Below are 23,635 nucleotides of genomic sequence, written 5' to 3' on the forward strand. Positions count from 1 at the left end.
CGATGACGGGGTTTAGCGAACGGCGTTGGACGACGCCGGACGGGCTGTCGCTTTATGCCCGCGACTATCCGGCAAAGGGCGGGGAGAAGCATCTTCCCGTCCTCTGCCTCCACGGCTTCACTCGCAACTCCGCGGATTTCGAGGATTTGGCACCGGTCCTTGCCGAGAGCGGCCGGCGGGTGATCGTCATGGATGTACGCGGGCGCGGCAAGTCCGACTGGGATCCGGCGCCCAAGCACTATCATCCGAAATTCTACGCGCAGGATGTCATCGGCTTCCTCGGCGCGCTCGGTATCCCCAAGGCCGTCTTCCTCGGCACGTCGATGGGCGGATTGATCACTTTCGTGGTTGCGTTGCTGCGCCCCAAGTTGATCTGGGCCGCAATTCTCAATGATGTGGGCCCGGCCGTCGATCCGGCGGGCATTGCGCGCATTCAATCCTATGCCGGGAAGGCGCCAGTGGTCCGCACCTGGGAAGACGCTGCCGACTATTGCCGTATTATCTACGAAAGCGCGTGGCCCTTCTACGGCCCGGCCGATTGGCAGCACCTGGCACGCCGCACTTTCCGCGATTCTCCGGGGGGACCGGTGCTCGACTACGACCCAGCCATTGCTTCGGCGCCTGGAGCCAAGACCAAGACGTCGAGCCTGCTCGCCTGGTTCGCCCTTCGAAGGCTGGCCAAAAGGGTCCCGACCCTCGTGATCCGCGGCGAGAATTCCGACATTCTTTCGGCGGCCATCGCCGAACGCATGCGGCGCAAGGCACCCGCCCTGGACTTCGCCGTCATCCCGGGCGTCGGCCATGCCCCGACGCTTGCCGAGCCGGAATCGTTGTCCGCCATCCACTCGTTCCTGGTGCGGGTCCCCTGAGCGGCTAGCCATGCTGATTTGCCCGTGCCATCAGGCGGGGACCGATTGCGGGCAGGGGAGTAAGCGGTGACGGAAGCGAAAAGCATCAACCGCAATGTCGTGCTTGGCGTGCTGCTGACTGCATATATCCTCAATTTCCTCGACCGGCAGATGCTCGGCATCCTTGCTGCCCCGATCAAGGCCGACCTCAATCTCACGGACGCACAATTTGGGGCAGTCGGCGGCCTTGCTTTCGCGATGCTCTACTCCTTTCTCGGAGTGCCGCTTGCGCTCCTCGCCGACCGCACCCGGCGCAGCTGGGTGGTTGCAGGTTCACTGGCGGTGTGGAGCGGCTTTACGGCGCTGTGCGGGACCGCGCTCAGCTATGGCCAACTGTTCTTCTACAGGCTCGGCGTGGGTGTCGGCGAAGCCGGCGGCGTTGCTCCGTCTTACGCGCTCATTGCCGACTATTTCGAACCCGAGAAACGCGCCCGGGCGCTGGCCATCTACTCATTGGGTGTCCCGCTCGGCCTTGCTGGCGGTGCACTCGCCGGTGCCTATTTGACATCCTGGATCAGTTGGCGGGCTGCGTTCATCGTCATGGGCGCAATCGGCCTGTTGCTGGCCCCCGTCATGCTGCTTCTCGTCCGCGACCTGCCGCGCGCAAAGATGTCCGAGACCGCACCCTCTTTGTTCAGCACGTTCCCGATCGTCGCCCGCAAGCCAACCTTTTGGCTGATGGCGTTCGCCTCGTCGTGCAGTTCGCTGTGCGGCTATGGCCTTGCGCTCTGGACCCCCTCGATCCTTATCCGCAGCTTCGGGCTCGATTTGCTTTCGACGGCGCATTTCTTTGCCTCGCTCCTTCTTATCGGTGGCACGTTCGGAGTGTTCGCGGGCGGTTGGCTGGCGGACCGTCTGGGGACTGCCGACCGCCGCTGGTATGCGCGACTCCCGGCCATAGCCTGGCTAGTAACTGCGCCCTTCTTTTTTGCGGGCTTCATGGCATCAAACCTCAAGGTGGCGTGGCTGCTGCTCCTCGTGCCGAACGCGCTGAATATCCTTTGGCTCGGACCCGTCACGACCGCAGTCCAGCACTTGGTGCCGCGCGCCTTACGATCGACGGCCTCGGCCAGCTTCCTGTTCATCAATAATCTGATTGGGCTGGGCGTCGGGCCACTGTTGATGGGCGCGATTTCGGACGGCCTTAAGGCCAGCTATGGCGCCGAGGCCCTCCGTTATGCGGCCACCGCCTGCCTCGGTTTTTACCTTCTTGCGGCCCTGCTAATGTTCGTTGCGGTGGGTCGGCTCCGTAACGACTGGGTGAAAGAGGCCTAGGAGCCTGTCGCGCCGATGAACGGGGGAACGACCCCGTTTTGCGTTGGTTTTCTCTCGTTGAAAGGAGAGTTTCCATGCGCATTTGGATGCTCGCGACCAGTGCAGCGGCGCTGGCGATCACAGCACCGGCGCTCGCTGACAAGGGTGGGCACGGTGGTCATGGCGGCGGCAACGACGCCCAGGTTCAACGCGGCGGCGGTGACCGCGCCCAGGCTCGCGCCTCTCATGGAGGAGGCGATCGTGGCCAGATGAGAGCTCAGGCCCAGGGGGGAGACCGCGGCCAGATGAAAGCCGACCCCGGCAACCGCGAGCGTGGCAACCGCCAGATGTTCGCCGAGGGCCAGAATCGCGGACACGGCCAGAATGGCGAGCGCATGCGCGTTCGTGAGAACGCTCAGGGGAACCAGGGCAACCATGGTTTCCGCGCCCGTGGCAACGACAACCACCAGGGCGACAACAATCGACAGGGCATGGCTCGCTTCGAGGACCGCGGCAATCGCGGCCACGAGATGCGCGTCCTGAATGCCGAGCGCGGCAATAATGCCCGAGTATTTGGGGAGGACCATATCCGTGCTCGCGGCAATGTCCGCTTCGCCGAGGGCGAGAAGGTGTTTCGCGTCCGCGACGTCGATCACGGCGTCGTCCGCTTCCGGGATGTCGATCGCGACGATCTCTTCGTGCGCCGCGTCGGCTGGGTAGATGGCTGCCCGCCGGGATTGGCCAAGAAGCACAACGGCTGCCTGCCTCCGGGCCAGGCGGCGAGGTACATCGGGCAGCCGCTCGGTGCGGTGAGCCGGATTGCCGCGCTTGAGTCGTTGCCGGCCGCATTCCGCCCGCTCTACCTGGACAATGACGACTATTATTACCGCTATGGCGGCGGCTATCTCTATCGCGTCGATCGGGGCGACAACCTGATCAATTCGATGGTGCCGCTGTTTGGCGCGGCGCTGCTCGGCCAGCCGATGCAGCCTTACTACGCCAACAACTATTATCGTCCGTCCTACTACGACGCATTCTATCCGAACACGGCATATGACTGTTACCAGTACGGCTACGGCTACGTGTACAATACGAACTGCGCCAACGGCCTGATCCAGGACGTCATCCCGACCTATGACTATGGCTATGGCGTCGGCCAGATCCTGCCGTCGAGCTACGGCTATTACAACGTGCCGTACGCCTATCGCGGCAGCTATTACGACAGCGGCGATTATTATTATCGCTACGCGCCGGGTGCGATCTACCAGGTCGATCGTTCGACCTCGTTGATATCGGCAGTCGCGGCGTTGCTGACCGGCGGCCTGACAGTCGGCCAGCCGCTGCCGGTCGGCTATTCGGCTTACAATGTGCCGTACGCCTATCGGACTACCTACCATGACACGCCGGACACTTGGTACCGTTACAACAACGGCTACATCTACGCGGTCGACCCGACGACCCAGCTGGTGACCTCGATCGTCCGGGCAATCGTCTAAACCAACATGCGTACACGCCGGTGGCCCGGCGGGGATTGGAGCGATGCTCCACCCCGCCGGGCTTCGGCCAGTCAGTCAAAAATTGGGAGAGTATGATGAACAAGCGCATGATCTCGCTTGGCCTTGCGGTGGGCCTCATCGCCCTTGCCGGTTGCAACAAGAACCAGGAAGGCAAGGAGGCCGCAGCCAACGGCACGGAGGCGGTCAAAAAGGCCGGCGACAAGACCATTGCCGCCAGCCTCGATGCGAACAGCAAATACGCCAGTTTGGCCAAGGCGGCCGGCCTCGACCTGACGCTCCAGGGCGCGGGGCCTTACACGGTGTTCGTCCCCGACGACGCCGCCTTCGACAAGCTGCCCCCCGGCACGACCGAGGATTGGACCAAGCCGGAGGGGCGCCCCGAGCTGACTCGGACCCTGACCTATTCAATCCTGCCGGGCACTGTGCTTGCCGAAGACATCGCGAAGGCGATCGACAACGGCAAGGGCAAGGCCGAACTCGCGACGATGGGCGGCGAAGTGCTGACCGCGACCAAGGACGGCGACAAGATCGTCCTGACCGACGCCGCCGGCGGCAAGGCGACCATCGTCAAGGCCGACGACACCATGGCCAATGGCGTCATTCACCACACCGATGCGGTGCTCATGCCCAACAAGGCATCGTAACGCGTCGATTACCCCCTTCCGCGCGCCTTTCGCCTCGCTATAACGAGCTGAAAGACGCGCGAAGGGGTAGTGATGAAGGCGACGATCGAGCGGGCGACCCTGTTGAAGAGCCTGGGCCATGTGCAGTCCGTGGTCGAGCGCCGCAACACCATCCCCATCCTCTCCAACGTGCTGATGGAAGCCCGTGACGACGGCTCCCTGCGGCTGATGGCGACCGATCTCGATCTGCAGGTCGACGAGAGCGTCCCGGCACAGGTTGCGCAAGCCGGCGCTACCACCGTCCCGGCTCACACTTTTTTCGACATCGTCCGCAAGCTGCCGGAGGGCAGCCAGGTCGAGCTGACCGCCGCCGAAGGCAAGATGCAGGTCGTCGCCGGTCGTTCACGCTTCAACCTGTCGACCCTGCCGCGCGACGATTTCCCGGTGATCGCCGAGGGCGAGCTGCCGACCCGTTTCGAGCTGCCGGCGGCAACGCTTCGGCAGATCATCGACAAGACCCGCTTCGCCATCTCCAGCGAGGAGACCCGCTATTACCTCATGGGCATTTTCGTCCACGTCGCCGACGACAAATTGAAGGCGGCCGCGACCGACGGCCACCGTCTGGCGCGCGTCACCGTCGACCGCCCGGACGGCGCCGAGGGCATGCCGGATGTCATCATCCCAAAGAAGTGCGTGGGCGAGCTCAGGAAGCTCCTGGATGAGGTCGAGGGTACCGTCGAAGTGTCGCTGTCGGCGACCAAGATCCGCTTCGGCCTCGGCAGCGCCATCCTGACCAGCAAGCTGATCGACGGTACCTTCCCCGACTATAATCGCGTCATCCCGACCGCGAACGACAAGCTCCTGAAGCTCGATCCGAAAAGCTTCTCGGCCGGTGTCGACCGCGTCGCCACCATCGCCAGCGAGAAGACGCGCGCGGTCAAAATGGCGGTCGACCGTGACAAGGTGACCCTGTCGGTGACCTCTCCCGAGAGCGGTACGGCGACCGAAGAGCTCGCGGCCGACTATGGCTCGGACAATATCGAGATCGGCTTCAACGCCCGCTACCTCCTCGACATCCTGCACGAGATCGAGGGGGACACGGTTGAAGTCCATCTGGCCGACGCCGCCGCCCCGACGCTGCTCCGCGAGAACGACAACAGCCCGGCGCTTTATGTCCTCATGCCGATGCGGGTGTGATCGACGCCTGCGGCCGGTGATGCGTAGAACAATATTATTCCTGCTGCTCGGCAGCGTCGTAGTGCCGACTGCAGCCCCTGCGGCCGATAATCCCTCGGCACCATCTGCCGCGAAGCCCGACCCCGCCGCCAAGGCTGCGGCGCTGAAGCTCGCCAACATCCTCTATTCGGAGGAATCGCAGGTCAGGATGGCCGAGCGCATGGTGGACCAGGAGATTGGGCCTGCATTCCGTTCGAATCAGAGCTTCATGGACCTGGAGGCAGAATATCCCGGCTTCATCGACGCGCTCGTCCAGGAATTCAAACCGTCATTGATCAGGTTCACGCGACGGGAACTGCCGGGATACCATGATCGGGTCGCAGAGTTGATCGCGTCGCGCCTGACTGCTGCGGAGATCGAGGATCTGGCGTCCTTCTACAAAACGCCGACCGGGCAAAAGTTGGTCCACGGCGTCCAGGACAATCTGGCGTCCTCGTCAATTCTCAAGGAAGCAATGGACGACCCCGACAAGCCGGCCAGCTACGGGGCCATTGTCAGTGATCACAAGGCGGCGACGGAAGCAGCTACCAAGCTGATCGACAAAGCCGATGAGCCCGGCCTGATTGCCCTTTCACAAAAGCCCTATTTCACGCGCCTAGCGGTTCTTGGCCCGGACATGCGCAAGCTCGAACAAGACTTCATGAACGAGCCGGCGCCCGAGTTTGAGGCAGAGGTCGAGGCCATCGTCAAGGCAACCCTGGCTCGATTCGAGGGCGCGAAAAAGAGGTAAGCGCTGGGCCAAATCGGTCTAAGCGGGTTGCCAATGACCGCCGTCGCTCGCCTCGCCCTGACCGATTTCCGCAATTACGGCGACGCCGTGCTGGAGACTGCCGAAGGCTTCGTCCTGCTGTCGGGCGACAATGGCGCGGGCAAGACCAACATCCTGGAGGCCGTGTCGCTTCTGGCGCCTGGGCGTGGGCTGCGAGGCGCGGCGCTGTCGGAGATGGCGCGACAGGGTGGCCCCGGCGGCTTCGCCGTTGCGGCGCGCACAACAAATATCGATATCGGCACCGGCACGCTGGCAACGGCACCCGAGCGCCGCCAGGTTCGGATCAATGGCGCACCGGTCTCCGTCAATTCGCTCTCCGAGCGGCTGGCGATCCTCTGGCTGACCCCAGCGATGGACCGGCTGTTCACGGGGAGCGCGGGCGACCGCCGGCGCTTCCTTGACCGGTTGGTTCTGGCGCTGGAGCCCATGCATGCCCATCACGCCTCACGCTATGAAGCCGCCATGCGTGCCCGCAACAAGCTCCTGAGCGATGAACTGGGCGCCGACCCCGAATGGCTGGGCGCGCTGGAAATTCAAATGGCCGAGCATGGCTCGGCGATTTCGGATGCCCGTTCTCGCACCGTTGAAGCGTTGGACGCGACGCTTTCAGGCAATGCCGGGGACGACTTCCCGCTCGCCTCACTGGCGCTGGAAGGCTGGGACGGAGGCGACTTCATCGCGACGCTTCGCAGCAGTCGGGGCCGCGACGCGGCAGCCGGGCGGACAACCGTCGGCCCGCATCGGCAGGACCTCGCCGTCATCCACCGGGCCAAGCATGTGCCCGCTGCCCGATCCTCCACCGGCGAGCAAAAGGCGCTGCTGCTCGGGCTGGTTCTCGCCCATGCTGATCTGGTCGCCGAGCGGCGCGAGACACCTGCCATCTTGCTCCTCGACGAAGTCGCGGCACATCTCGACCCAGGCCGTCGCGCAGCCTTGTTCGGCCGGCTCGAGGGGCGCGGCCAAGTGTGGATGACCGCCACCGAAGCGGCGCTGTTCGACGGCATAGGTGAAGCAAGCCGCTTCCACGTCCAGGACGGCTCAATCGGCCCCACCTAGACTTTTCCGCATTTCTCTCTATATTGCACTGCAGCACGAGGCGCTTTCCAAAGCGGCGTGAACGGTCTCGAACCAGGGACCCCATCAAAGTAGCACTTTGATGGGAACCTTCGAGGACCCGGCCCGCGTCTCGACCGTTTTGCTTCCCAATTCACGCGGGGCGCTTTTTTTGACCCCCTCGGACCGTGCCCATTTGGCGCGGCCGTCAATGATATTGGACACTCATGTCTTTTCACAATCTCGGGCTCTCGAAGCCCCTCCTGGATGCGCTTGCCGCGAAGGATTATTCGCAGGCGACGCCTATCCAGACCCAAGCCATTCCGACCGTTCTGACTGGACGCGACCTGCTTGGCATCGCCCAGACCGGCACCGGCAAGACCGCGGCCTTCATGCTGCCGTCTCTCGACCGGCTTGCAGCCGCCGGCAACATCCCGCGCCCGGGCCAGATCCGCATGCTGGTGCTCGCCCCGACACGCGAACTCGCCTCGCAAATCGCTGCCAGCGCTGAGACGTACGGCCGCTTCATGCGCCTGTCGGTCGGCGTCATCTTCGGCGGCGTTCCGAATTCGAAGAGCCTGCGCACTGTCTCGCGCGGTCTCGACGTCCTCGTCGCCACGCCGGGCCGGCTGCTCGACCTTATAGACCAGCGCGCACTGAGCCTGCGTGACCTTGAAATCCTGGTTCTCGACGAGGCCGACCAGATGCTAGACCTTGGCTTCATCCATGCGCTGAAGCGGATCGTCGCTTTGGTCCCGGCCAAGCGCCAGACCCTGTTTTTCTCGGCGACCATGCCGAAGGCGATCAAGGGACTGGCCGACAAATATCTGACCAACCCGGCCGAAGTCGCGGTGACCCCGGTCGCCAAGACCGCCGACCGCGTCGCGCAGCAGGTGGTCATGGTCAACCAGCCGGAAAAGACCGCGCTTCTGACCCTGCTCATCCAGTCGGAGACCGACCTTGAGCGCACGCTTGTCTTCAGCCGCACCAAGCATGGCGCCGACAAGATCGTCCGCTTGCTCGCCGCTGCGGGAATCGCGTCCAACGCCATCCACGGCAACAAGAGCCAGGCGCAGCGCGAGCGCGCCATCGGCGAGTTCCGTTCGGGTGCCGTGCAGGTGCTGATCGCGACCGATATCGCGGCGCGCGGCATCGACATTCCGGGTGTCAGCCACGTCATCAACTACGACCTTCCTGAAGTGCCCGAGCAGTACGTCCACCGCATCGGCCGGACCGCCCGCGCCGGCGCCGAAGGCCAGGCGATTGCTTTCTGCTCGCCCGAAGAGCGTGGCCTGCTGCGCGACATCGAGCGGCTGACCCGCCTCAAGATCGACGTCGCGCCGCTACCCGAGAGCTTCGTCCAGGCGGCCGCCGCATTGAAGCGGCTCAAGCCCGCGCCAAAGGAGGCCGAGCGCCCGCAGCGTGGCCAGCGTCACGGGATCAAAGCCGACCGTCGTGCCGACGGTCAGCGCCGCGAGCACCGCAACGACCGCCAGCGTCATCCGCACCGGGCCGACGGTCATCCGGGTCACCGCTCGGCGGCCCAGGACGGCAATGGGCAGCGTCGCGATGATGCGCGGAACGATCGCACACGGTCGTCATACCGTCCGGAAGCCTATCGCGAAGCGGACGCCGGCACGCGCATGCCTCGCCCAGCTAATGGCGACCTGCGCTCCGAAGGGGGGCAGCCCAAGCGTAAGTTCCATGGCCGCCGTGGCCGTCCGGGTGGGGCCCAGCGCCGCGCTGGCAGCCCCGCCTGATCCGATTGTTGGATACGTGTAGGACTTGGCCGGGCTAGGCGGCGGGAATGCCGACTGACCTTGCCCGGGTCCTCACGATCCAAAGTTGATGAAGTTGACAACCCCCCGTTTCTCACCGCGCGAAGGTGGCAAGCGTCGGGCTTGAAGGCTTCGGGGATTCACGCGCGCGCATACGCGTGCGCGCGTGACTTTTCGCCCTGAAACCCTATATCGAGACCATGGCTACCGACCCCAACAAGAACGAATATGGCGCTGACAGCATCAAGGTCCTCAAGGGCCTCGACGCCGTCCGCAAGCGGCCCGGCATGTACATCGGCGATACCGACGACGGCTCGGGCCTCCACCACATGGTGTTCGAGGTGTCGGACAATGCCATCGATGAGGCGCTTGCGGGGCATTGCGACCGCATCCTCATCCAGCTGAACCCCGACGGTTCGGTTACGGTCGAGGACAATGGCCGCGGCATTCCAACGGGCATCCATGCCGAGGAAGGCGTTTCGGCGGCCGAGGTTATCATGACCCAGCTGCACGCCGGCGGGAAGTTCGAGAACACGTCGGACGACAATGCCTACAAGGTATCGGGCGGCCTCCACGGCGTCGGCGTGTCCGTCGTCAATGCGCTCTCCGAATTCCTCGACCTCACCATCTGGCGCGATGGCGAGGAGCATTTCATGCGTTTCGCCCATGGCGACGCGGTTGCGCCGCTCAAGGTCGTCGGCAAGGCGCCCGAGGGCAAGAAGGGCACTCGCGTCACCTTCCTGCCGAGCCCCGAGACCTTCAAGATCACGGAGTTCAATTTCGAACAGCTCGAGCATCGCTATCGCGAGCTCGCGTTCCTCAATTCCGGCGTCCGCCTGCTTCTCGCCGACGCACGGCATGAGGAGCGCGTCGAGCATGAGCTTTATTATGAAGGCGGCATCGCGGCCTTCGTAAAGTGGCTCGATCGCGCCAAGACGCCACTGTTCCCGGACCCGATCGCCATCTCCGCGGTCCGCGACGGCATCGGCATCGATGTCGCCCTCGAATGGAATGATTCCTATTACGAGAACGTCCTGCCGTTCACGAACAACATCCCGCAACGCGACGGCGGCACGCACATGGCCGCTTTCCGCGCGGCACTGACCCGCACCATCAACAATTACGCCGAGAAATCGGGGATGTTGAAGAAGGAGAAGGTCACGCTGACCGGCGAGGACATGCGTGAAGGCCTGACGGCCATTGTCTCCGTCAAGCTGCCCGACCCGAAGTTCAGCAGCCAGACCAAGGACAAGCTGGTCAGCTCGGAAGTCCGCCAGCCGCTCGAAAGCCTGATGGGCGACAAGATGAGCGAGTGGCTGGAGGAGAATCCGGCCAACGCCCGCACCATCATCCAGAAAGTGATCGATGCCGCCGCAGCGCGCGAAGCTGCCCGCAAGGCACGCGAAGCCAGCCGCAAGTCGGTGATGGGGATCGCCTCATTGCCGGGCAAGCTCGCCGATTGCCAGGAGCGCGACCCGGCTTTGTCCGAACTGTTCCTCGTTGAGGGGGACTCGGCGGGCGGCTCGGCGAAGCAGGGCCGCAACCGCCAAAACCAGGCCATCCTTCCTTTGAAGGGCAAGATCCTGAACGTCGAGCGGGCGCGCTTCGACCGAATGCTCGGCTCGAAGGAGATCGGTACATTGATCCAGGCGCTCGGCACCTCGATCGGCACCGAAGACTTCGACATCGAGAAGCTCCGCTATCACAAGATCGTCATCATGACGGACGCCGACGTGGACGGCGCCCACATTCGCACGCTCTTGCTGACTTTCTTCTTCCGCCAGATGCCCGCGCTCATCGAGCACGGCCACCTCTTCATTGCCCAGCCGCCGCTCTACAAGGTCGCGCGCGGCCGGTCGGAAGTTTACCTGAAGGACGACGCAGCCCTCGACGATTATCTCGTCGACGCCGGTCTCGACGGCCTGCTGCTCGAAGGCGCTTCGCAACATAGCGGTGAGGACCTGCGGCACTTGGTCGAGCATGCCCGCCGGATGCGCACCCTGATGCGTTACGCGCCGCGCAAATATGATCCGACGATGATCGAGGCTCTGGCATTGTCGGGCGCGCTCAATCCGAAGCTGGATGACGCCGGCCGCGCCAAGGCGATCGCCACGGTCGCCCAGTGGCTGGGTGCCGGCGACCCCGAAGCTCAATGGAGCGGCGAGGTTGCCGCCGAGGGCGGGTACCTGCTCCGCCGTGTCTGGCGCGGCGTCACTGACGCCCACATCGTCGAGCCCAGCTTCATCGGCTCGGCCGAGGCGCGAAAGCTGCACACGCTCGCCGCCGAGCAGGCAAGCGCCTATGCCAAGCCGGCGACGCTGAAGACGCTGAAGAAATCCGCGGCGGCTGCGCCCGAGCCCGAGGTTGACTCGGTCGAAGGCGAAGAGGTTGAGGTTGAAGCCGAGACCAAGGGCAAGACGGTTGCCGTCACGCGGCCGTCCGAGTTGCTCGACGCCGTTCTCGCCGCCGGCCGCAGGGGCCTCAGCATCCAGCGCTACAAAGGCCTTGGCGAGATGAACGCCGAGCAGCTTTGGGAAACGACCCTCGACCCGTCGAACCGCTCGTTGCTGCGCGTCGAAGTTGCGCAGGCCGATGTGGCAGACGAAATCTTCACCCGGCTGATGGGCGACGTGGTTGAACCCCGCCGCGAGTTCATCCAGGAGAACGCCCTCTCCGTCGCGAACCTCGACGTTTAGGGAACCGGGCGGAAGCGAAGGAGGTTGGCCGCTTCGTGAGCGCACCGACCATTACCGTCGCCAGCTACAATATGCGCAAGGCGGTCGGCCTCGACCGCAGGCGCGACCCGAAACGCGTGCTGCACGTGCTGCAGGAAATCGATGCGGACGTTGTCGCCCTGCAGGAAGCCGACAAGCGCGTCGGCGGCCGCGGCGCCGCGGTCCCGCATGAGCTTATCGACACCCACGGCCTCTACCGGCCGGTCAGTTTTGGCGTCCGTCACAAGCGCATGTTGGAGGGCGCTCGCAAGCATGCCGATCGCTGGCTCAAGGTCGACACCCGCAACCTCGGCTGGCACGGCAATGCCATGCTGGTGAAGCCGCATGTCGGCGTTCTCGACTGTGCAGCGCTCGACCTGCCGATGCTGGAACCTCGTGGAGCGGTGATGGCCGAGTTGCTGATTGGCGACCAACCACTCAGGGTCATCGGCCTGCACCTCGACCTGTCGGGGCTGTGGCGCCGAAGGCAGATGCGCGCCATCCTCGACACTGTTGCCAGGCGCCCCCAGAAAATGCCGACAGTCTTGATGGGCGACACCAACGAATGGCGGGCGGCTGCCGGTTGTCTCAAGGAATTGAACGGACGCTACCGGATCGCCCCGACCGGAGCGAGTTTCCATAGCCGCCGGCCAATCGCAGCGCTCGACCGCATCATCGTCGATGAAGCCCTTGGAATCGAGGCAGCCGGGGTCCACGCCAGCGCTTCTGCGCGCCAGGCGTCGGACCATCTGCCGATCTGGGCGCGATTGGTGCTTCCGACAGGTTAGCCGTTCCCGGCGATCTTGCGGGCTCGACGCCGCTGGATCGACGAGCCGATGCCCATCGCCTCGCGATACTTGGCGACGGTACGCCGAGCGACGTCGAAGCCCTGAATCTTGAGCAGGTCGACGAGGTCGTCATCGCTCAGGATGTCGGCCTCGGCGCCAATGAGCTTGCCGATCGCAGCTTTCACGGCCTCGGCCGCTGCACCCTCGCCATCGCCGCTGCCGACCCCGGAACCGAAGAAATATTTGAGTTCGAACATGCCGCGGTCGCAAAGCAGATATTTGTTCTGCGTTACCCGGCTTACCGTCGACTCGTGCATTTCAATCGCTTCGGCGACTTCACGCAATGTCAGTGGCCGCATTGCGGCGACGCCGCTTTCGAAGAAGCCCTGCTGCCGTCGGACGATTTCGCTAGCGACCTTGAGGATTGTTTTGGCGCGCTGATCAAGCGCCTTCACCAGCCAGCTTGCGCTTGCCAGGCAATCGCTGAGCCATGCCCGCGACGCCTTGTCCTGCGGTCCAGCCTTGAGCTCGGCATGGTAACGGCGGTTGACCAGCAGGCGAGGTAAGGTCCCGGAATTGAGCTCGACCGACCAGCCGCCGCCCGAGCGTTGGACGAGCACGTCGGGCTCTGCTGTTCCCGCGTCGCTCTTGCCGGCGAAACGGCAACCGGGCTTGGGGTCGTAGGCGCGCAGCTCGGCCACCATGTCGGCGAGGTCTTCGTCATCGACTCCGCAAATGCGCTTCAAATCCTTCATTTGGCCGCGCGCCAGAAGGTCGAGATTGGCGATCAGTCTCGCCATGGCGGGATCGTAGCGGTCGGCCGCCTTGGCCTGCAGGGCGATGCATTCTTCGAGGCTGCGGGCAGCGATTCCGGGCGGGTCGAGCGACTGGACGAGCGCCAACGCCTCTTCGACTTCCTTGGCGTTCACATCCATCGCCTCGGTGATGGCGCTAAGCGGTGTGTCGAGGTAGCCGGTTTCTTCCAACTCGTTGACGATGGCTTCGGCAATGCGGCCGACGGCGCCGCCAGTCCCATGGAGTTGGCTCAACAAATGCTCGGCCAAAGAGGATTCTTCCGCCTCCAGTCGTTCGAAGTCGAAACCCTCGCCGTCGCCCGAGCCGCCGCCGACATCGGCAAAGCTGTCAGTGTCGAGCGCTGCCTCCCGCCAATCCATGTCCAGCGGGGCATCCGCGTCTCCATGCATGGCGGTAATCAGTTCGTCCGACCCAGCCGGATCGGTTGCCTCGTCGCCGGTGTCGCGGTCCTCACGGATGATGACCCCTTCGGATGCTCTGCCTTCCCCCGGCCGAGCTTCGAGCAACGGGTTCTTTGCCAATTCCTCGGCGATGACTGATTCAAGCTCCATATTGGACAGCGCCAGGAGCTTGATCGCCTGCTGCAGCTGCTGGCTCATTACCAGCGACTGAGTCTGGCGGATCTGGAGGCCGGGCCCGAGTGCCATTCGGCCTACCCCCTAAAGCGCAAAGCTTTCGCCGAGGTAGAGCCGCCTGACCTCCTGGTCGGCGACCAGCGCCTGCGGCGTACCCTGGAACAAGACCTGCCCGTCGTAGATGATACAGGCGCGGTCGACGATATCGAGCGTCTCACGGACGTTATGGTCGGTGATGAGCACGCCGATGTCACGACTCTTAAGGTCGCGCACCAGCTCGCGAATGTCGGAAATGGAGATGGGATCGATGCCGGCGAACGGTTCGTCCAGCAACATGATTGATGGATCAGCGGCCAATGCGCGGGCAATTTCACAGCGACGCCGTTCGCCACCGGAAAGCGACATTGCCGCCGATGACCTAAGGCTCGTTAGCCCGAACTCCTCGAGCAAGCGCTCGAGGCGAGCCAAGCGCGCCTCGGCATCGGGTTCCACGACTTCCAGCACGGCAAGGATGTTTTGTTCAACCGACAGGCCCCGGAAAATCGAGGTTTCCTGCGGCAAATAGCCAAGGCCGAGGATCGCGCGCCGGTACATGGGCAGGCCGGTAATGTCTTCGTTGTCGAGGAAGATGCGCCCCGAGTCCGGCTTCACCAGGCCCATGACCGAATAAAAGCTAGTCGTCTTGCCGGCGCCATTGGGGCCGAGCAGGCCGACGACCTCGCCGCGCGAAACGCTGAGCGAGACGTCATGCAGGACCGCCCGGCCGTCATAGGCCTTGGCGATTGACCGCACTTCCAGGCCCCGCACCGTCTGGCCCGATGGCTGGGCCGGTCGCTCGAAGGTCTGAAGGTCGTTCACTGCCGTGTCTGGCTTACTGGTTGCCGCGCTTGGGAACGGTGAAGTGGCCTGTCACGCGACCGCCGCTCTGGCCAACGCCCGCCGGCCCGCCGTCAACGACCGCACGCCCTGAGTTCAGGTCGATGGTGAGACGTTGCCCGTTCACTTGGGAGCCGCTCCGATTGAGCTGGACCGCACCGATCAAGGTGATCAGCTTGCGATCGAGATCATAGATTCCGAAATCACCTCGCGCCGTTTCCGACGGGCTTTTCACAGTCACGCCGCCGCTAGCGTCGAGCCGCCGAATCTGGATCGAGCCAGCCGAAGAATAAGCGACGGTCAGACGCGTCGTGTCGAGTGTCAGTTCCGCCTGGCGAACGTGAACGTTTCCGGCGAACACCGCGCGATCCGCACGATCCTGGACCTCGATGCGATCGGCGGCGACATCGATCGGAGCGTCGGGATTATGCCCCTTAAGCGCCGAAACCGGCGCTTGCGCCAAAGCCAGGGAGGTCAGCGGAACAGCGGCAAATCCGGTAATTATGGTCAACACACGCGACATAGTTCTCATCTGACTGCCCCCTGGATGATTTTCAAGCGCGCCCCGCCGTCGAGCACGACCTTCCTCTCGCGCAAATCTGCACTCAGCTTATTCGCCTGGAATTGGCCGAGATTCATTGCCCCGGTCACCGGCCCGTGACTCTGCATTGTCTGTTGTTTGAGATCGAAATTCACGTCGCGCGTTTCCAGCCTATAGCCAGCCGGACCGACGACACGAACTGGTCCATTCACATCGACCATATGGCTGTCCAGGTCGTAACGGCCTTGGTTCGCCGCCACGACCAATGGCCCCTGACCAAGACTCAGCCGGGCCATCATTCCTTCGATATTGACGATAGGTTGGTCGGACGTCGGCTGTATCGCGCGATTCGCCGTGATCTCGAATTTGTTGCCCTTATTGTCTTCGCCTGTGTAGCGGGCGGTCTCGATCCGCATCCGCTCCGCCGCTTTATCGACGCCCTTCTTGTCGAGGATGAAGCTCACGTCTCCGCCACGCTGATCGAACGGCGCAATCGCGAGGATGAGCAGGAATGCTACCGCGACGATCGGCAGACCAATTTTTGCCAACCGCACAAGCCGGTCATGCTGGCTACCGGGCTCGGCCCAGTTCCGCTTCATGTCATGCTTGCGGATGGCCGCCTCAGACATGCGCGAAGATGTCCTCTTCCGGCCAACCGGCCAGGTCGAGCATGGCGCGCGCCGGCAGGAAGTCGAAGCAGGCCTGGGCGAGGTCCGTACGATTCTCGCGGGCCAGCCGCACGTCGAGCTTCTCCTTCAGCGCATGCAGGTACCGGACGTCGCTTGCGGCATATTCGCGCTGAGCGTCACTGATTTCCGGTGCCCCCCAGTCGCTGGTCTGCTGCTGTTTGCTCAGGTCCTGGCCGAGCATTTCCTTTACCAGTTCCTTGAGGCCGTGGCGGTCGGTGTAGGTCCGCACCAGTCGCGAGGCAGTCCGTGTGCAATAGACCGGCGCCGCCATGACATTGAGGTAGGCGCGCATGATCGCGATATCGAAGCGCGCGAAATGGTAAATCTTGATCCGGTCGGGGTCGACGAGAAGCGCCTTGAGGTTCGGTGCGGAATAGTCGCTTCCCGGTCCGAAGCGGACCAGGTGCTCGTCGCCGCGGCCGTCCGAAAGCTGCACCAGGCAGAGCCTGTCCCGGCCCGGCATCAAGCCCATGGCCTCGGTGTCGATGGCGACCGGCCCGTCCTGCAACTGCAGGCCGTCAGGCAGGTCTTCTTCGTGGAAATGAACTGACATCGGCTTCTTTCGTACCCGGCTTTGGCGGCACGCTCCTTGCATGCCCGTGAACACCTCTAGTCCGATGCATGGCTGCCATGCCAGCCCCTAGGCAGACGAATCACTAGGAGAAGCCCCATTTTTGCGGTAAGGGAGCCCCCGTGCGCGCGGGCTTTATCGCGCGCTAGACCGGTTGCGCCCCTAGCCCCAGCGCGTTGGTTAATGGAATTTTGCGGGCACGAAGAGAGTTAAGACGGGCATGGGTTTCGATAGAGGGCGTAAAGGCGACCGTGGCGGTCGCGGCAGGGACAAGCGGGACAGTTTCGGAGACGACAGCAGCTTCGGCGGTGGTGATCGCGGCTTTGGCGGCGGTGGCTTCGGCGATCGTGGCGGCGGCGGCGGATTCCGCAGTGGCGGCGGCTACGGTGGTGGTGGCGGCGGTGGCTACGGCGATCGCGGCGGCGGCTTCGGCGGCGGCGGTGGTTTCCGCGGCGGCGGCGGCGGCGGTGGCTTCCGTGGCGGCGGCGGTGGCGGCATGCCCCCGCAGGTCGTTGGCGAAGGCAAAGGTGTCGTCAAATTCTTCAATCCGCAGAAGGGCTTCGGCTTTATCGTCCGTGACGACGGCGGCGAGGACGTGTTCGTGCACATCTCCGCCGTCGAGGGTGCGGGCCTGACCGACCTGGCCGACGGCCAGCCGCTCGAGTTCACCTTGGTGGATCGCGGCGGCCGCATTTCGGCGACCGACCTCAAGATCGACGGCGAGCCGATGGAAGTCGTCCGCAAGCCGCGCGAAGAAGGCGGATTCGGCGGCGGCGACCGTGGCCCGCAGCGCCAGCTCACCGGCGAAAAGGCTCAGGGCACCGTCAAGTTCTTCAACTCGATGAAGGGCTTCGGCTTCATCAGCCGGGACGATGGTCAGCCGGACGCATTCGTTCATATCTCGGCCGTTGAACGGGCCGGCATGCCTTCTCTCAATGAAGGCGACCGACTCGAGTTCGAGATCGAGGTCGACCGGCGCGGCAAATATGCGGCGGTGAACCTCCAGCCGATCAGCGAATAATAAGAGCGAGGGTAACCTGAACGCCCGTCCGGAAGACCTCCGGGCGGGCGTTTTCTATTGGGCTTATTGCATCGGGATCGGCCGGCCCTCGACCATTACGTATGCGACGCGAGTAACGGCCGAAGGGTCGGTCAGCGGATCGCCGTCAACCGCGACGAGGTCTGCCGCCTTGCCGGCGTCCAGGGTACCGGTCTCGCCCGACAAATTCATCAGGTCGGGCCCACCCTTGGTCGCGGCGATGAGCGCATCGCGGGGGGTCATGCCGCCCTTGCTGACCATCAGGCCGACCTCCTGGGCCGCTTCCTTGTGCGGCGCAACGGCGCTGTCAGTGCCGAGCGCGATCTTGACGCCATTCCGATAGGCAAGGTTGAGGCCCCGGCCCCAAATGGAGAGCGTCTCACGCGCCTTGGCCTCGCTGGCCGGCGCCAGCTTGCCGGTGCCGAGCAGGCGATTGACGCCACTGAAGGCGAGGAGCGTCGCCGAGAAATAGGTGCCATGTGCCTTCATGGCTTTCGCGCCGGCCTCGTCGAGGAATGTGCCGTGCTCGATCGAGTCGACGCCGGCGTTCGTGGCGGCCAGGATACCGCCCGCACCGTGTGCATGGGCCGCGGCTTTCAGGTGCATGGCGTGCGCCATGTCGACGATCGCCTTCATCTCCTCATTGGTGAAATGCTGCTCCAGGCCCATGGCGCCGGGATCGAGGACACCGCCGGTGGCGTGGAACTTGATGACGTCGACGCCTGCCGCCGCCAGCTCGCGAACGACCTTCTGGCACTCCGTCGGGCCGGTACAGACGGTCGGATTCAAGTGAGCTTCATTGACCGCCTCTGCCAATTCGGGCGGCAAGCTCGTGGCCGCGTCACCGTGCCCGCCGATGATAGACAAGGCGTTGCCTGAAACCTTGACCCGAGGGCCGGGGAAGCGGCCTTCGGCGATCGCGTCGCGGACGGCGATGACGGCGGACGTATCGCCGCCAAGATCGCGGACGGTGGTGAAGCCGGCTCGGGCCATTTCCAAGGCGTGGGTCAGACCGACCGTTGTGGCATAGGGGTTGGAGTATTTCTGGGTGAAGCCTTGGTACCAAGGCTCGCCGGAGTTGCTGGTCAAATGAACGTGGACGTCGGTCATGCCGGGCATGACGGTCTTGCTGCGCATATCGACGACGATGGCGCCGGCCGGGGCAGTGGCGCCGTTCTCGATGCGGGCGATGCGGCCGTTCTCGACGATGACAGTGGAGGGGCCGCGCTCCGGTTGAGCAGCGTCGACAATCAGGCGGCCGGCCTGGATGGCATAGGTTTCGGCGGACACTGCAGTAGATTGCAAGATCGCAGCGGCGACGATGATGGCTCGGAACATGGCACTCCCCCGTAGGATTTGCGGGGGACACTAGCGGCGGCGATTCAAGTGACAAGCGCCAACAATGTGGCAATCTGGTCGGCCTCGTGCGCGTGTTTGTCGTCGCGGATACGCGAAATGCGCGGGAATCGCATCGCCAGGCCCGATTTGTGCCGCTTGCTCAAATGGATGGAATCGAAGGCGACCTCGAGAACGAGGCTCTTTTCGACCTCGCGGACCGGGCCGAATCGCTGGACGGTGTGCGTGCGGACGAAGCGGTCGAGCCACTTCAGCTCCTCGTCGGTGAAGCCGAAATAGGCCTTGCCGACCGGCAGCAACTCCTGGGCGTCAGTCCAGCAGCCAAAGGTGAAGTCGCTGTAGAAGCTGGATCGCTTCCCCGAACCGCGCTGCGCATACATGAGCACGCAGTCGGCGGTCAGGGGATCACGCTTCCACTTGTACCACAGCCCCGCCTTGCGGCCGGACGTGTAGGGACTGTCGCGACGCTTCAGCATCATGCCTTCGATGGCGGCATCGCGGGCGGACAGTCGCATGTCTTCAAGCGTTGCGAAGTCGGGCGCCTCGATCAGTGAACTGAGGTCGAAACGGTGGGAGTCGAGCTCTCCGACGAACCGTTCGAGCCGTGACCGTCGTTCGAACCAGGGCAAGGCGCGGAGGTCTTCATGGCCGTCGAAGAGGATATCATAGAGGCGGACGAACGCCGGATATTCGCCGAGCATTTTGTTCGAGACATTCTTGCGGCCGAGGCGCTGCTGGAGGGCGTTGAAGCTCGCGGCGGCGCCGCCATGCTCCTCCGCGCCCTGGCCGGCGCCGCGTACGAGCAGCTCGCCATCGACGACACCGCGCGTCGCGAAGGCCTCGGCGATTTCGGGAAAGCTGTGACTGATGTCGTCGCCGGTGCGGCTGTAGACACGGGTTTCGCTGCCGGCATGGGAGATCTGGACGCGGATGCCGTCCCATTTCCACTCGGCGGCGAAGTCGTCGAGGCTGACTCGCAGGTCCTCAAGCGGCAAAGCGAGCATGAACGGCCGGAAGAGCGGCATGTCTTCGGCCGACGGCTGCTCGCCGCGTCCTTCGGCCCAGTCGAACAGCTCGGCATAGGGCGGCTTGAGCCCGTGCCAGACTTCCTCGACTGCCTCGACATCGAGGCCGAAGGCGTCCGCAAAGGCCTGCTTGGCGAGGCGCGCGGAAATGCCGACCCGGAGCGCGCCGGTCGCCAGTTTGATGATTGCGAACCGGCCGGAGACGTCGAGATGGTCGAGCATCCGCGCTAGGACGGCGGGAGCGTCGACGCGGCTGGACTGCTGCAGCCGGTCGACGGCGTCGAAAAGCCGGATGGTGCCGTCGTCGAGGTCGGGCGGCTCCCCTTCCGGCACAGGCCAGAGCAGCGAGAGCGTCTCGGCCATGTCGCCGACATAGTCGCGGCTCATCGACAGAAGGACGGGGTCGATGCGGTCTTCGGCCATGGCGCGAACCTGGGCCGGCTTCACCGCCTTGATGTCGAGGGTGCCGGTCATGGCGGCGAGCGCAAGACCGCGGTCGGGGTCGGGTGTTTCCTTCAGGTAGTCACCGATCAGGCGCAGCTTGGCGTTGCGCGAACGCGTGTAGACGAGATCGTCGAGCAGCTGTGAAAAAGCGCGCACCGCGCCTTAATGCACGAATCGCGCGAGAGATGCCTTAGTGGAGGCGGACCGCGAGGGCGGCGAGGATGGTCTGGCAGTCGGCAGGCGATTCGCTGTCGAGGGCTTCGCCAAAATGTTCGAGGCAGGATGCAGTGGCGACGCGGTGGCCCGGAAGCAGCGCCAGCTGGGCCGAGCATTGGGCGAGGCGCTCAAGGACGGCCATTCCGTTGGCGGCGGCCATTTCGCGGATCTCGTCCATGCGCTGGTAGACATCGAGCGGCGACAGGCGCGCCGCGGTGCGCTGAATATTGGCGATGCGCTCGCCCAGCTGTCCACGGACCAGTTTGATCGAATCAGTCGCCATAACGATTGGAAGTTCACCCAAATTGGTTAACGACCTCTCAAAGCCGTGCTTTGCTTGACAAAAGTGGCTCCGGGCGTCATTGGGCGGCGCGTTCGAGCGGCGCATGACGCCGCTTTTTGATTTTTCAGCTTTCAGGATTTCTCGCGATGGCCAAGCCGGCAACCGTCAAGATCAAGCTCGTCAGCACTGCCGACACCGGCTTCTTCTATGTCACCAAGAAGAACCCGCGCAACCAAACCGAGAAGATGAGCTTCCGCAAGTACGACCCGGTCGCGCGCAAGCACGTCGAGTTCAAGGAAGCGAAGATCAAGTAAGCACCTAAGCGCAGCGAGAGGATTGCGAAGCAATCGTCGAGTAGCGCGAAGAGAGTGCGAACGGCCGGCCGACCGCCGGCCTCTTGGCCGAGCGGATCGACGTCACGAATTCACTTCGTGACTGCCCTTCAACAAGAACAACCGGGTTCCCGCTTTCGCGGGAATGACGAGTCTTGGGGCTACGCCCCTTGCGGCGTCGGCGCCTGCGCCAGCTGGTTCCTGCCGGCCAGCAAGTCCTCGACAGTTTCAGCGAAGCGAACCACGGAAATCGGTTTGGCGACATAGGCCTGCGCCCCGGCGGCGCGGATGCGCTCGTCGTCACCGACGCCCGAATAGGCCGTGACGGCCATGATCGGTACGTCCTTTAGCTCATCGTCCTTGCGGATCATCTCCATCAGTTCGAGCCCGGTAACATGCGGAAGCTGGATGTCGGTGATGACAAGGTCAGGCTTGAAGTTGCGGGCCGCTTCGAGCGCGTCGCGGCTGTCGAGCACACCTTCCGGCTCGTGGCCGTGCGCGGCGAGGAGGTCGCAGAACAGCTTGATGTTCAGCGCATTGTCCTCGACAACCAAGATCTTCGCCAAACCTTTTCCCCTGTTGGTTGCAACAAAATAAGCCATGAATGGCGCAACGCACAATGACGCCGAAACGCTGGCACTTTCCGCGCTCGCCGCGACGCTCACTGACGAACGGCGCGCGGAGAGGTTCCTGTCGCTGACCGGACTGTCTCCGGATGGGATAAGATCGCGGATCGGCGATCCGTCGCTCCTGGCGGCTTGCATTACGTTCCTGGAAGCGCATGAGCCCGACCTCATTGCCGTCGCCGAAGATATCGGCGTCAAGCCGGAGGACCTTTTGCGCGCCAAGGCCGAACTCGAATGAACCGCCCGCTCCTCATCACCGACTGCGACGAGGTGCTGCTGCACATGGTCGCGCACTTCCAGGACTGGCTGGACGAAGAGCATGACATCAACTTCGCTTTCGAGACGGGGGACTTCGCGGAGGCGCTGACCTATCGCCACAATGGTGAGGTGGTTGAGCGTGACCGGGTCTGGCCGCTGCTCACCGACTTTTTCCGCGGCGCGATGCACCGCCAGACGCTGACGCCAGGTGCGCTGGAGGCGCTCGGCCGGATCGGCGAGGTCGCGGACATCGTCATTCTCACCAATCTTGGCGATGAGGCGCATGGCTGGCGCGTCGAGCAGCTGGCGGCGCATGGCATCGCCCACGAGGTGGTCTGCAACCAGGGCGGCAAGGGCGTTCCGGCCCGAGCGATCATCCAGCGGCACAGCGCGACTGCATCTGTTTTTGTCGACGATTTGCCGGTCCATCATGCCTCGGTCGCCAAGCATTCGCCGGATACCTGGCGGCTGCACATGGTCGCGGAGCCACGGCTGGCGCCGGCCGTGCCGGTTGCCGCAGAGGCGCACGCCCGCATCGACGATTGGCCGACCGCCACGGACTGGATTCTTGAAAGGTTGAAGAGCGCATGACCAAGACCATCCTCATCACCGGCGCGACCTCGGGCTTCGGCCGGGCGGCAGCGCGCAAGTTCGCGGGCGGCGGTTGGCGCGTGATCGGCACCGGGCGGCGGGCCGAGCGGCTGCGCGAGCTGCAGGACGAGCTCGGCGAAAATTTCCTGCCGCTTGAAGTCGACATGCGCGACAAGGAAGCGGTCGCGGGCCTCGCAAAGCTGTCCGCGCCATGGGGCGACATTGACCTTTTGCTCAACAATGCCGGGCTGGCGCCGCCGACGACCCCGCTTCCGGACACCGACTGGGACCGGATCGAGGAGGTTATCGACACCAATGTGAACGGCCTGGTCGCCTTGACCCGGGCGCTGCTGCCCAAGCTGGTCGAACGCAAGGGTCAGATCATCAACCTTTCGTCGGTAGCGGGCACCTATCCGTACAAAGGCGGCGCGGTTTACGCCGGGACCAAGGCCTTCGTGCGCCAGTTCAGCCTCGACCTTCGCTGCGACCTGCAGGGGACCGGCGTGCGCGTGACCTCGGTCGAGCCGGGGATGGCGGAGACGGAGTTCACGCTCGTCCGCACGGGCGGCGACCAGGCGGCGTCGGACGCGCTTTATTCGAACATGGCGCCGATGACGGCCGAGGACCATGCCGATCTCTTCTGGTGGCTGGCAACCCTGCCGCCGCATCTCAACATCAACTCGATCGAGCTGATGCCGGTCAGCCAGAGCTGGGCTGGCTTCTCGGTCGAGCGGCAAGGTTGAGTCACAAACTCTCG

24 protein-coding genes are annotated in these 23,635 nt (G+C 64.1%); 15 read left to right on the top strand and 9 right to left on the bottom strand.

From position 1 onward, the window contains the following. Positions 1-2 precede the first annotated feature (2 nt). From LZ536_RS08250 to LZ536_RS08295, 10 genes are all read left to right on the top strand, one after another. Complete coding sequence (locus tag LZ536_RS08250; protein ID WP_249848013.1) at positions 3-869, top strand: alpha/beta fold hydrolase; 867 nt, start codon at positions 3-5, stop codon at positions 867-869. A gap of 66 nt (positions 870-935) precedes the next feature. Continuing rightward, a complete protein-coding gene (locus tag LZ536_RS08255; RefSeq protein ID WP_348538822.1) occupies positions 936-2,183 on the top strand; it encodes a spinster family MFS transporter in 1,248 nt (415 codons plus the stop codon). 74 nt (positions 2,184-2,257) lie between these two features. After that, positions 2,258-3,658, top strand: a complete 1,401-nt coding sequence (locus LZ536_RS08260; RefSeq protein WP_249848014.1) for a hypothetical protein — start codon at positions 2,258-2,260, stop codon at positions 3,656-3,658. A 95-nt stretch (positions 3,659-3,753) separates the two neighbouring features. Further along, the gene (locus tag LZ536_RS08265) at positions 3,754-4,323 is read left to right on the top strand and encodes a fasciclin domain-containing protein (protein WP_249848015.1); all 570 of its coding nucleotides are present in this window, start codon (positions 3,754-3,756) and stop codon (positions 4,321-4,323) included. Positions 4,324-4,395: 72 nt separating this feature from the next. Then, the gene (gene dnaN / locus LZ536_RS08270) at positions 4,396-5,499 is read left to right on the top strand and encodes a DNA polymerase III subunit beta (RefSeq protein ID WP_249848016.1); all 1,104 of its coding nucleotides are present in this window, start codon (positions 4,396-4,398) and stop codon (positions 5,497-5,499) included. A 19-nt stretch (positions 5,500-5,518) separates the two neighbouring features. Continuing rightward, positions 5,519-6,268, top strand: coding sequence for a DUF2059 domain-containing protein (locus LZ536_RS08275; protein ID WP_249848017.1), 750 nt, complete (start codon positions 5,519-5,521; stop codon positions 6,266-6,268). A gap of 33 nt (positions 6,269-6,301) precedes the next feature. Further along, positions 6,302-7,363, top strand: a complete 1,062-nt coding sequence (recF, locus tag LZ536_RS08280) for a DNA replication/repair protein RecF (RefSeq protein WP_249848019.1) — start codon at positions 6,302-6,304, stop codon at positions 7,361-7,363. A gap of 224 nt (positions 7,364-7,587) precedes the next feature. After that, positions 7,588-9,120, top strand: coding sequence for a DEAD/DEAH box helicase (locus tag LZ536_RS08285; protein ID WP_249848021.1), 1,533 nt, complete (start codon positions 7,588-7,590; stop codon positions 9,118-9,120). Positions 9,121-9,338: 218 nt separating this feature from the next. Next, positions 9,339-11,834, top strand: coding sequence for a DNA topoisomerase (ATP-hydrolyzing) subunit B (gene gyrB, locus LZ536_RS08290; protein ID WP_249848022.1), 2,496 nt, complete (start codon positions 9,339-9,341; stop codon positions 11,832-11,834). A 35-nt stretch (positions 11,835-11,869) separates the two neighbouring features. Then, complete coding sequence (locus LZ536_RS08295; RefSeq protein ID WP_348538823.1) at positions 11,870-12,640, top strand: endonuclease/exonuclease/phosphatase family protein; 771 nt, start codon at positions 11,870-11,872, stop codon at positions 12,638-12,640. Here LZ536_RS08295 and rpoN read toward each other — a convergent pair. The 5 genes from rpoN to LZ536_RS08320 are packed head-to-tail and all read right to left on the bottom strand — an operon-like array spanning position 12,637 to position 16,690. Further along, positions 12,637-14,103, bottom strand: a complete 1,467-nt coding sequence (gene rpoN, locus LZ536_RS08300) for an RNA polymerase factor sigma-54 (protein WP_249848023.1) — start codon at positions 14,101-14,103, stop codon at positions 12,637-12,639. The genes LZ536_RS08295 and rpoN overlap by 4 nt on opposite strands. A gap of 12 nt (positions 14,104-14,115) precedes the next feature. Next, on the bottom strand, positions 14,116-14,889 hold the full coding sequence (lptB, locus tag LZ536_RS08305; protein WP_249848024.1) for an LPS export ABC transporter ATP-binding protein: 774 nt from the start codon (positions 14,887-14,889) through the stop codon (positions 14,116-14,118). Positions 14,890-14,902: 13 nt separating this feature from the next. Beyond that, on the bottom strand, positions 14,903-15,439 hold the full coding sequence (locus LZ536_RS08310) for an LptA/OstA family protein (RefSeq protein ID WP_348538824.1): 537 nt from the start codon (positions 15,437-15,439) through the stop codon (positions 14,903-14,905). Next, positions 15,436-16,077, bottom strand: a complete 642-nt coding sequence (lptC, locus tag LZ536_RS08315) for an LPS export ABC transporter periplasmic protein LptC (RefSeq protein ID WP_249848025.1) — start codon at positions 16,075-16,077, stop codon at positions 15,436-15,438. Before lptC ends, LZ536_RS08310 begins: the two co-directional genes overlap by 4 nt. Further along, on the bottom strand, positions 16,070-16,690 hold the full coding sequence (locus LZ536_RS08320) for a ribonuclease D (protein WP_249848026.1): 621 nt from the start codon (positions 16,688-16,690) through the stop codon (positions 16,070-16,072). The genes lptC and LZ536_RS08320 overlap by 8 nt, the downstream gene beginning before the upstream one ends. 238 nt (positions 16,691-16,928) lie before the next feature. Here LZ536_RS08320 and LZ536_RS13055 point away from each other — a divergent pair, with 238 nt between their 5' ends. Then, positions 16,929-17,729, top strand: coding sequence for a cold-shock protein (locus LZ536_RS13055; protein ID WP_283938394.1), 801 nt, complete (start codon positions 16,929-16,931; stop codon positions 17,727-17,729). Between the two features lie 63 nt (positions 17,730-17,792). Here LZ536_RS13055 and LZ536_RS08335 read toward each other — a convergent pair whose 3' ends face one another. Genes LZ536_RS08335 through LZ536_RS08345 form a run of 3 tightly spaced genes read right to left on the bottom strand, consistent with a single transcriptional unit; the run spans position 17,793 to position 21,071 of the window. After that, positions 17,793-19,085 carry a metal-dependent hydrolase family protein gene (locus LZ536_RS08335; protein ID WP_249848027.1) on the bottom strand — a complete coding sequence of 431 codons (1,293 nt, stop codon included), beginning with the start codon at positions 19,083-19,085 and terminating at the stop codon, positions 17,793-17,795. 44 nt (positions 19,086-19,129) lie between these two features. Continuing rightward, positions 19,130-20,728 (bottom strand): cisplatin damage response ATP-dependent DNA ligase, encoded by a 1,599-nt coding sequence (locus LZ536_RS08340; protein WP_249848028.1) that lies wholly within the window; start codon positions 20,726-20,728, stop codon positions 19,130-19,132. Between the two features lie 34 nt (positions 20,729-20,762). Continuing rightward, a complete protein-coding gene (locus LZ536_RS08345) occupies positions 20,763-21,071 on the bottom strand; it encodes a hypothetical protein (protein WP_249848029.1) in 309 nt (102 codons plus the stop codon). A 146-nt stretch (positions 21,072-21,217) separates the two neighbouring features. Between LZ536_RS08345 and rpmG the strand changes: the two genes are divergently transcribed. Further along, positions 21,218-21,385 (top strand): 50S ribosomal protein L33, encoded by a 168-nt coding sequence (gene rpmG / locus LZ536_RS08350; RefSeq protein ID WP_037498456.1) that lies wholly within the window; start codon positions 21,218-21,220, stop codon positions 21,383-21,385. Positions 21,386-21,564: 179 nt separating this feature from the next. Here rpmG and LZ536_RS08355 read toward each other — a convergent pair whose 3' ends face one another. Beyond that, a complete protein-coding gene (locus tag LZ536_RS08355; protein WP_431357940.1) occupies positions 21,565-21,960 on the bottom strand; it encodes a response regulator in 396 nt (131 codons plus the stop codon). A 43-nt stretch (positions 21,961-22,003) separates the two neighbouring features. On the opposite strand from LZ536_RS08355, the gene LZ536_RS08360 reads away from it, so the two are divergent. From LZ536_RS08360 to LZ536_RS08370, 3 genes are read left to right on the top strand one after another with little or no spacing between them, the layout of a single operon-like run. Further along, positions 22,004-22,267, top strand: coding sequence for a DUF3572 family protein (locus LZ536_RS08360; protein ID WP_249848032.1), 264 nt, complete (start codon positions 22,004-22,006; stop codon positions 22,265-22,267). Beyond that, positions 22,264-22,878, top strand: coding sequence for an HAD family hydrolase (locus LZ536_RS08365; protein WP_249848034.1), 615 nt, complete (start codon positions 22,264-22,266; stop codon positions 22,876-22,878). The genes LZ536_RS08360 and LZ536_RS08365 overlap by 4 nt, the downstream gene beginning before the upstream one ends. Then, positions 22,875-23,621 (top strand): SDR family NAD(P)-dependent oxidoreductase, encoded by a 747-nt coding sequence (locus tag LZ536_RS08370; protein ID WP_249848036.1) that lies wholly within the window; start codon positions 22,875-22,877, stop codon positions 23,619-23,621. Before LZ536_RS08365 ends, LZ536_RS08370 begins: the two co-directional genes overlap by 4 nt. The last annotated feature ends 14 nt before the right edge of the window (positions 23,622-23,635 follow it).

The organism is Sphingomonas alba (assembly GCF_023516555.1).
GTDB classification, from domain to species: domain Bacteria; phylum Pseudomonadota; class Alphaproteobacteria; order Sphingomonadales; family Sphingomonadaceae; genus Sphingomicrobium; species Sphingomicrobium album.

Coding starts and splice junctions, on each gene's coding strand:
- LZ536_RS08320 (WP_249848026.1), bottom strand. CDS start 16,690: ATGTCAGTTCATTTCCACGAAGAAGACCTGCCTGACGGCCTGCAGTTG.
- LZ536_RS08265 (WP_249848015.1), top strand. CDS start 3,754: ATGAACAAGCGCATGATCTCGCTTGGCCTTGCGGTGGGCCTCATCGCC.
- recF (WP_249848019.1), top strand. CDS start 6,302: ATGACCGCCGTCGCTCGCCTCGCCCTGACCGATTTCCGCAATTACGGC.
- LZ536_RS13055 (WP_283938394.1), top strand. CDS start 16,929: ATGGGTTTCGATAGAGGGCGTAAAGGCGACCGTGGCGGTCGCGGCAGG.
- LZ536_RS08345 (WP_249848029.1), bottom strand. CDS start 21,071: ATGGCGACTGATTCGATCAAACTGGTCCGTGGACAGCTGGGCGAGCGC.
- lptC (WP_249848025.1), bottom strand. CDS start 16,077: ATGTCTGAGGCGGCCATCCGCAAGCATGACATGAAGCGGAACTGGGCC.
- rpmG (WP_037498456.1), top strand. CDS start 21,218: ATGGCCAAGCCGGCAACCGTCAAGATCAAGCTCGTCAGCACTGCCGAC.
- LZ536_RS08310 (WP_348538824.1), bottom strand. CDS start 15,439: ATGAGAACTATGTCGCGTGTGTTGACCATAATTACCGGATTTGCCGCT.
- LZ536_RS08260 (WP_249848014.1), top strand. CDS start 2,258: ATGCGCATTTGGATGCTCGCGACCAGTGCAGCGGCGCTGGCGATCACA.
- LZ536_RS08335 (WP_249848027.1), bottom strand. CDS start 19,085: ATGTTCCGAGCCATCATCGTCGCCGCTGCGATCTTGCAATCTACTGCA.
- LZ536_RS08250 (WP_249848013.1), top strand. CDS start 3: ATGACGGGGTTTAGCGAACGGCGTTGGACGACGCCGGACGGGCTGTCG.
- LZ536_RS08365 (WP_249848034.1), top strand. CDS start 22,264: ATGAACCGCCCGCTCCTCATCACCGACTGCGACGAGGTGCTGCTGCAC.
- LZ536_RS08275 (WP_249848017.1), top strand. CDS start 5,519: ATGCGTAGAACAATATTATTCCTGCTGCTCGGCAGCGTCGTAGTGCCG.
- dnaN (WP_249848016.1), top strand. CDS start 4,396: ATGAAGGCGACGATCGAGCGGGCGACCCTGTTGAAGAGCCTGGGCCAT.
- LZ536_RS08360 (WP_249848032.1), top strand. CDS start 22,004: ATGAATGGCGCAACGCACAATGACGCCGAAACGCTGGCACTTTCCGCG.
- LZ536_RS08370 (WP_249848036.1), top strand. CDS start 22,875: ATGACCAAGACCATCCTCATCACCGGCGCGACCTCGGGCTTCGGCCGG.
- LZ536_RS08285 (WP_249848021.1), top strand. CDS start 7,588: ATGTCTTTTCACAATCTCGGGCTCTCGAAGCCCCTCCTGGATGCGCTT.
- gyrB (WP_249848022.1), top strand. CDS start 9,339: ATGGCTACCGACCCCAACAAGAACGAATATGGCGCTGACAGCATCAAG.
- rpoN (WP_249848023.1), bottom strand. CDS start 14,103: ATGGCACTCGGGCCCGGCCTCCAGATCCGCCAGACTCAGTCGCTGGTA.